The organism is Streptomyces sp. NPDC047981, assembly GCF_040653315.1.
In the GTDB taxonomy this organism is placed as follows: domain Bacteria; phylum Actinomycetota; class Actinomycetes; order Streptomycetales; family Streptomycetaceae; genus Streptomyces.
This window is the reverse complement of the sequence record NZ_JBEZNQ010000161.1, coordinates 1-6,374: the sequence shown is the minus strand read 5'-3', so window position 1 is coordinate 6,374 and position 6,374 is coordinate 1. Positions and strand designations below refer to the sequence as shown.

The following is a 6,374-nucleotide window of genomic DNA, read 5'->3' as shown; positions in this document are numbered from 1 at the left end:
GCAGGATAGGGAACCAACAGGGCTCCTGTGCCGATGGGTTGAGACTTCGAACACCTCCCTCAACGGCGCGGGAGCCCTGTGCGTTGCGGTCCTCACCCTGCCTCGGCCTGGGTCACTCGATCAGTGGCCACTCTGAAAGAGCTCAGTGACCCGGACTCGGGATACCCACGAGGGTTGCCGAACCGGCGCGCGGACACCACATGGCCTGCGCCGCTGTCACCATGACGCGATGCCCACGGCACCGTCGTCCGCATCCCTCAAGGCAAGGAGCCGACGTCGACCAGGCCCAGGCGGACCGCTTCGCCGACCGTGGACACGCGGTTGTCTGTGCCCAGTTTCCGGTAGATCCGTATCAGGTGGGTCTTCACGGTCGCCTCGGAGAGGAACAGTTCGGCGGCGATGCGCCGGTTGCTGTGCCCACGCGCGAGGAGCCGTACGACCTCGACCTCGCGAACGCTCAGAACCGGTTCAGGTCCCACCACGGACCCAACCAGGTGCCGGGTCGCCTCCGGTGCCATTCCCATGGCACCTGACGCCGCCGCCCGTACGGCACGGAACAGTTCCTCGGGAGGCCCCGCCTTGAGCACGTATCCGCTGGCGCCCGCCTGCACGGCGCGCAGAACGTCCCGCTGGCCGCCGTAGCTGGTGAGCATCACGACTCGGGTGCCCGGGACTGTGGCCAGCAGGCGGCGGGCCGCGTCGACACCGTCGCCGGTCGCCGTGTCCGAGAGCCGGAGGTCCATCAGTACGACGTCCGGCCGCAGACGCTCGGCCATGCGGATGCCGTCCGCCGCGTCGCCGGTGTCGCCCACGACATCGAACCCGGACTCACCGCCGAGGAGGGACCGCAGCCCGGCTCGGACGAGGGAGTGGTCGTCCACCAGCATGATGCGCACCGGCGTCGCCGCGGCGGCGTTCATGCCGGACAGACCGGGGTGAGTACCGCAACGGGCAGCGACGCTTCGGCGCGCGTGCCACGTCCCGGTGCGCTGTCGACCGTGAGAGCACCACCCAGCGGGCGGAGACGCTCCACGGCGCCCGCGAGGCCGTGGCCGCGAACGCCGTCCACCACACAGGACGCGAAGGGACGGAACCCTCGCCCGTCGTCGCGCACCGTGACGCGCACCGTCGCGTCCGGGTCGTAGGCGAGGACGACCTGGATGTGCGAAGCCTGCGCGTGTTCACAGGCGTTGGCCAGGAGGCCGCGGGCGACCCGGAGAAGCGCCAGCGCCCTGTCGGTGGGCAGGGGGTACGGTTCGTGCTCGCGGCTGAACGTGATGGGCGGTGCGCCGTCCGGGCCCAGAGTCCGCCCGGTGTGCGCGCACAGGTCGCGCAGCGCCGTCTCCAGTCCGTCCCGCTCCAGTTCGGACGGGGTGAGGTCGGCGATGACGGTGCGCGTCTCGGCGAGGTGGGTGTCGAGGGCCGTCACGACGGCTCTCATCCGTTGCCGGGCGGCATCGGGGTGCCGGTCCCAGTCACGTTCCGCGGCCTGGAGCAACATGAGCGTGCCAGCCAGCTCCTGGGCCAGAGTGTCGTGCAGATCCCGGGCGATGCGGGCCCTCTCGCCCAGACGCCCCGCCTCGCGCTGCTGTCGTGCCGCCTCATGTGCCAGTCGCTCATGCGTCCGGTGGAGGACGGCGGTTGCCGCGACGGCCGCGAGCGGTGGAGCCAGGAGATCCGGGTCCACGCCCCCGCCCGCCCGTACCAGCGCAGCGACCAGCAGTGCCGTCACCGCGCAGACCGCCGCGATCCGAGCCCCGCGGCCGGGCAGTCGCAGGGCGAGCAGGGCCAGGGGTACGGCGAGCCACGCGTACCCTGTGGACAGAGGAGCGGGAACGACCCGGGTCGCCCAGCTCCACAGCGCCAGAAGGACCGTGAGCCACACGAGCCGATCGACGGTCCCGAGCCGGTCCCACCGCGCCGACCCGATGGCGTACGTGACGCCCAGGAGCGTGGTGAGCAGGGCAACGGACCAGCACAGCCCGCTGTTCATGCCGATCAGCCGTACCAGCGTGCCGACGGCCGCCACCAGGAACACCAGGTGGGGCAGACACCGCGCCCACGACGGCGTGTGCCGGACGAAGGCAGTGGGGTTGGGGGGCACAGTCGGAGCTTCCTGAGGGAGACGGCCGGGATTCGACGCGAGGGCAGAATCCTAGAACCGTTCCCGTGTGGACACCGTAAAAGACCTGGCCGTTCCTGTGCCCCCGGTGGTCACCGCCCCGGGCGGAGCCCCGGCCAGCCCGCGGACGAGTCCCCCTTGACCTCGCCGAAGTACAGGGCGAACGTCTGCTTCAGCCGTTCGATCCCGGCCCGGTCCTCCATGAACCGGGGGAAGCCGTCGATGTGTGCGTTCTCGAACTGCCACACCGGCTTCAGGGCGGCGTTCGGGACGACGTCCTCGCGGACCGACCAGCCGTTGAAGGACGTCATCTGGCGTGCCTCGGACAGCTGCCAGTTCATGTACAGCTTGGCAGCAGCGGGGTTGGCGGCACGCCCGAGGATCGCGGCCCGCTGTCCCCAGGCCATGAACGGAGCCCTGTCCGGGGCCACCCACTTCAGAACGGTCGACGTGGACGCGGGGTTGCCGGAGCCGCCGACTCCGATGACCTTCTGCTTGTCGAGCACCGCGGCGCTCGGGGTGTGCGTGCCGCGGGCGAACTGCGGTTGCTGGGCGGCGAACGCCTCCACCCACTCCCAGCCGTGGGCCCGCTGGTAGAGGGAGAAGAGGTACAGGACCGCGTCGTCGTCGTGCGGGTAGGCGGACGCGATGGCGTTCCTCCAGCGCGGGTCGACCAGATCCTGCGGGGTCCGGGGCGCGTTGGTGCCGGCGCCCTGGACGTCGTAGAGGAAACTGAACGCGAAGACCATCAGCGAGGTCCAGGCGCCGTCCGGGTCCTTGAAGCCGTTGTACACCTCGGAGAACCCGGCGGGCTTGTAGTTCAGCAGGTGGCCCTGCTTCTTCCAGCGGGTGAAGTCCTGCAGGGTCTGGAGCTGTACGACATCGGCGGCGAGGGTGCCGGTCTCGAGCTGGTGGTCGACGCGGACGTCGTGGTACTTGCTGTAGTCCACGACGACGGTCAGCTCCACATCCGGGAACGCGGAGGCCCAAGCGTTGCGCACCCCGGCCGCCTGACTGTCCACGTCCCCGCCCTGGTAGAGGACGAGCTTGCCGCCCTCGGCGACCGCCGCCGCGTACAGCTCCTCCAGCGACCGCGTCTCCTCACGGACCCTTCCGCCGGAGGCGCCCTGTCCCTGGCCCCGCCCTTCGGACTGCGCGGCCGCCGACCCAGCGGATGCTGATACCGCGGCGGTTGCGCCGAGAGCGAGTCCCGCGCTGGTGGCGAGAAGACGGCGCCTGCTGAAGTTACCGGACATTCGAGAATCCTCCTTGCTTCGCGTGCCGCCGCTCATGGCGACGGCGGATACAAGGCTTCCTGGAGGGGGCGGCGAATTTCGTCGTCCGAGTGTCGACTCTGATCCAACCCTTCGGTTGAATCTCTGCGGTGTGCGGATGGACAACGGCGTCGCAATTCGCAATTCCACAGCGGGGAAGCCACGTGCTCGGATGAGCGGATCTCACCGGAGACGAAGGATCCAGAGGATGGATGACCGGCAGCCAGAACATGCTCAGGACATCGCTGGGGCCCTGTCCGTGCCGTCGTCGGGCTGGGTGGGGGAAGTCCGCATCTACCGCCGCTCCCCCCACCAGCGCCCTGTGTTCATCCGCTCTCGCCCGGGTTGGAGGACTGCAGCAGACGGACCGGCGTCCGGCCGGCTGGTCCCCTCGGTTGTGTGGGGGGAGAGGGAGCCCGGTCGACCTTGGGGTGAGGGTAGAAGGGGGCGGAGAGAGGGCGGCGGGTTGCGGGGCAGGCGGAAGGGCAGAGGCGGGTGCCCAATGGGGCAGTGAACCTCTTCAGCGGCCACTCCAGAGGGTGAACGGCTCTGTGGAGTTGATCCGTCTCTGATCTGCGGTCGCGCTCGGCCTCCGTGGATCAGGCCGTCACCCGATCGTGGCCGTTCTGAAGAAGCTCACTGAACCTCTTTCATCCTCGGGCTCCGAGAGTGAAGATCAAGAGCATCGCCGCAGGTCAGAAGCGCTTGAGAAACCGCGCCGAATCCAGGATGAAAGAGGCTCACTCAGTTCGGCAGATGCCCGTCTGGGCGACAGGCGTGACGAGGCAGCAACGTCCACGTCGCCGGCTCGCGGGTGCAGGTGGAAGAGCCGGTCCGAGAGGAGGCCTTCTGCCGTAGTTCGCCCGGTGATGCCCCAGCCGCTCTCCGTCGCCGAGGCCGCCGTCTCCTCGTCGACAGAACTGCCTGTTGGCCGTGGGTTCCCTCAGTCGATGTCGAGACTGGACATCTCATCGATGGCGTTGTGGATGACAGGGCACGTACGAAGACGCGCCTGGAGTGCAGCGTCATAGTGCTGGAACTCCCGGTAGAACGCGGCCGGGTCCGTCCGGCAGCCGGAGATGCATTGGATGAGATGGATGGCATCGTCACCCATCAGGAGCAGTGTTGCCTGATTGTGCTCCAGCAGCACCGTGTCCTCCACGGGCGCCGCCGCGAGGTGCTCGAATAGCGCCTTCTTGTCCTCAAAGCCGTTCGACACGGCCCAAGCCGACTTCCCCACGGCCCAGGAGTACGTCTCGGGAACCTCAACCAGGGCCGAGCGTTGGTCGTACGTAAGCTTGTCCCAAAATGTGCCGAACCCGCCGTTGTACGGCTTCCGGTCCTTGGCGTCCTGCCGGATGACGGGCGCTGCAATGCGAGGTTCCGTCAGCAACCACGCCCAAAAGCGGAAGCTATCCTCGGCCGCCGTCTCGAGATTCTCACTGAAGATGCGAGGGTCGGTCTCGCACTGATAGATCCCCTCCAGCATCATCGCCATCTCCCCCAGGGCGGTCACCAGCTCGGGAATTTCCCTCATGCGCTCGAGGTCTGAAACTGTGGCCGCCGCGATGAGCCGAAGGAGCGCCTCCTTATCCTGGAACGCATTCGAGGCTCTCAATACGAGATCCCACACCTTCTTATGCTCCACCCACTCCTTGATCTGGGGCGAGTTCGACATCAGGACCTCACGGTCTGACAACTCAAGGACACCATTGTGCTGGCCGTTCAGCGATTCCCAGTACGCGGCGAACTCCCCCGTGACCAAGGTTCCGTTCGCCCTGTCCTTCTCGAAGTAGTCCCACTCTTCGGCACCCTCACCAGAAGGCTCGACGTGCATCCTCCGCACACATTCATCGATGAATTCGTGTGCTCCTCTCAGATTGTTCTGGATACCCTCCTCGAGTCTCTCGTATTCATCGTAAAAACCCTCCAAGTCCGTAACGCACATGCCTACAATCGCGGCGACGTCTCTCCCCCACTTGCTCACAGCATTCATGATATGCGCGTCGGAGGAGAGGATCACGATGTCGCTCACATTGCAGTTCAACACGTGATTCTCCAAGGCTGCCTGATCGGCCAGAGCTCCGGACATCTGAAACGCCCGCAAGCCGACGGTCCAAGCGTGCACCTGAGGAGAAGACCGCACCAAGGCATCCGACTCCTGCTCTGTCAATTTTGACCAAAGCGCCGCCGCGCCCCCCGAATAGGGCACGTTGCGGCTGCGGTCTTCCTCCACTGCCATAAGAAACCGATGCCCCGGATAGAGCTTCTCCATCTGCTCTGCCCCGGCCGTCCTGTCGTCCCAGACGAAGCGCGCCATTTGCATGATGTACGACTTCCGCACACTGAAATCGTCAGAATACTCATTCGCAAAGAACACATCCAAAGCTTCTTTGAGGTATGGAAACGTCTTCAGTACGCGGTCGAGTTGCTTACTCTTCAAGCCCGACCAAAACTCCTCTTCTAGCTCATTCCGCGGTTTCGGAATGAGCGTAAATTGAATCCCCAAGGCAAGACGCTCAAGGATCTCAACGACATCCTCCTGAGTCTGGGGGTCCGGAAGTATATGGTAGTTATGTCGCTTCTGCAGCGTCTCCTGTGATGCTCGTGACCGCTTCAGAATTCGGCCGTCCTTGTCACGGGCCATCTCGCATCCCCACTTCTTCGTGACCTCACGTTGGCGACAACGTAGGGGCAATCCGCCTAGGACGACTGCGCGTCAGGGCAGTTGTCCGGGTAGGGATGTTGCCGTCGCAATCACCCGACGGCACCTGTTCAGAGCTCGTAACACGATCATGATCGATGCTTCTTGAGGCGTCGCCAGCAGATGAGGCTGCAGGCGAGGGAAACGAAAGCGTCGTGGAGTTCGGTGTGACGTTCCCGGCGGACGGCGAGGCGTTTGAACTGGTGGAGGAGAGCGAAGGTTGGCTCGACGACGTAGCGGAGCTTGCCCAGGCCCTCGATGTTCGGGGCACCTC

Annotated in this window: 4 protein-coding genes and 1 pseudogene; all 5 read right to left on the bottom strand. The window is 66.0% G+C overall.

From position 1 onward, the window contains the following. Positions 1–257: 257 nt before the first annotated feature. Positions 258–920, bottom strand: a complete 663-nt coding sequence (locus AB0E14_RS39075) for a response regulator transcription factor (protein WP_362430133.1) — start codon at positions 918–920, stop codon at positions 258–260. Next, positions 917–2,104: a sensor histidine kinase gene (locus AB0E14_RS39070; RefSeq protein WP_362430130.1), complete on the bottom strand. Its 1,188-nt coding sequence runs from the start codon at positions 2,102–2,104 to the stop codon at positions 917–919. Before AB0E14_RS39070 ends, AB0E14_RS39075 begins: the two co-directional genes overlap by 4 nt. Before the next feature lie 110 nt (positions 2,105–2,214). Further along, positions 2,215–3,378, bottom strand: a complete 1,164-nt coding sequence (locus AB0E14_RS39065) for an ABC transporter substrate-binding protein (RefSeq protein ID WP_362430127.1) — start codon at positions 3,376–3,378, stop codon at positions 2,215–2,217. Positions 3,379–4,339: 961 nt separating this feature from the next. Further along, positions 4,340–6,043, bottom strand: coding sequence for a hypothetical protein (locus AB0E14_RS39060; protein WP_362430124.1), 1,704 nt, complete (start codon positions 6,041–6,043; stop codon positions 4,340–4,342). Between the two features lie 146 nt (positions 6,044–6,189). After that, positions 6,190–6,374: pseudogene (locus tag AB0E14_RS39055) on the bottom strand (IS5/IS1182 family transposase); the annotation flags it as partial.